The organism is Mesorhizobium sp. M1A.T.Ca.IN.004.03.1.1, assembly GCF_003997555.1.
Classification (GTDB): domain Bacteria; phylum Pseudomonadota; class Alphaproteobacteria; order Rhizobiales; family Rhizobiaceae; genus Mesorhizobium.
The window spans coordinates 1-244 of the sequence record NZ_RZTV01000891.1 but is presented as its reverse complement, the minus strand read 5'-3'; the positions used below and the strand labels follow the sequence as shown (position 1 = coordinate 244).

Sequence of the window (244 nt, the reverse complement as noted above, 5' to 3'; positions counted from 1 at the left end):
CTATTACCGCATCACCAGGCCGGAAGTGCTGACGGTCATCGAAGCGCTGCATTCGGCTTTCTGCCCGAAGTAGGTGACCGCACCTTTGAGGCTGGGGAGAGCTTCCTGCTCACCGCCCGTTCTTCGCTTGATCCACGTCAAGGCAGCGCAACCGGATCTGCAATCTCCTTTTCGCATTGATGCATCAGGCGCACGAACACCCACGCGATCCGATTGTGGAGAAGACACATGATCCTGAATAATG

1 protein-coding gene is annotated in these 244 nt (G+C 56.1%); it reads right to left on the bottom strand.

What is annotated here, in order from left to right; genetic code table 11:
* Positions 1 to 3: 3 nt before the first annotated feature.
* On the bottom strand, positions 4 to 244 hold a 241-nt coding region (locus tag EOD29_RS36820; protein ID WP_206520615.1), incomplete at its 5' end, for a hypothetical protein.